The organism is uncultured Vibrio sp. (genome assembly GCF_947488985.1).
In the GTDB taxonomy this organism is placed as follows: domain Bacteria; phylum Pseudomonadota; class Gammaproteobacteria; order Enterobacterales; family Vibrionaceae; genus Vibrio.
In genome coordinates, this window is the sequence record NZ_CANLBV010000315.1 from 1 (window position 1) to 401 (window position 401).

1 protein-coding gene is annotated in these 401 nt (G+C 46.1%); it reads right to left on the reverse strand.

Annotated elements, in window-relative coordinates:
- Positions 1–41: 41 nt before the first annotated feature.
- On the reverse strand, positions 42–401 hold a 360-nt coding region (locus tag Q1A70_RS20495; RefSeq protein WP_299697683.1), incomplete at its 5' end, for a GlyGly-CTERM sorting domain-containing protein.

A 401-nucleotide genomic window follows, 5' to 3' on the forward strand; every position in this document is an offset into this window, starting at 1 on the left:
ACAAAAAAGGCCAACGTGACGTTGACCTTGTAGAGTGTGAGTTACTGACTGCGTTTTCTACGCCACGCCAACAAACCGGTTAACAACAATGAGCCGAGACCAAAGGAAGCACCGCTTTTTTCATTACTTGGACTTTCGGCAATCGGTTGGTTTAAAGTTATCACTTCATCATTTGATAAATACAGTTGACCTTCCCCACCTTCACTCTCAATCACGTACGTACACTGCTCAAAAGGTGCAATACCGGTATCTCGATTGATACAAGTACTCTCTTCAACAATTAAACTCGCGTCACCATCCGTATAAGCGCTGTCAATGGTGTAATCCTGGTGCAGAGACTGCACTGTGATGGTCGTTTTGCCGTTAGCTTGCGCCAGCGTTGGGTAATGCCAGCCGTTCAC